General features: G+C 48.6%; 1 protein-coding gene. It reads left to right on the top strand.

What is annotated here, in order from left to right; genetic code table 11:
* A partial coding sequence (locus HBA93_RS22385; protein ID WP_221724706.1) for a DUF3995 domain-containing protein occupies nt 1-224 on the top strand: 224 nt, incomplete at its 5' end.
* Between the last annotated feature and the right edge of the window lie 27 nt (nt 225-251).

Here is a 251-nt window from a genome sequence, read left to right as displayed (position 1 = left end):
GCTTTGCCGTGCTGGTCTTCTGCATCGGTGTGCAGTCTGTCACAGTGCTGCGTCCGTTGGGCTGGTTACTGGCACTGGTATTGTTTCTACGGGCGATCGGTGATTTCAAACTGGTCGGCTTTTTCAAACGACCTTCCGCATCTGTCTTTGCGAAAAATGATAGCAGGTTCTATTCACCGCTTTGCCTGTTTCTGGCCGCAGGTGTTTTATATATTTCTCACTGAATGAGAGTATAAAAAAGCCCGCAGGAA

The organism is Ochrobactrum sp. SFR4 (assembly GCF_019730395.1).
GTDB lineage: Bacteria > Pseudomonadota > Alphaproteobacteria > Rhizobiales > Rhizobiaceae > Pseudochrobactrum.
The sequence above is the reverse complement of the archived record's forward strand: the minus strand, read 5'-3'. Positions and strand labels throughout refer to the sequence as shown.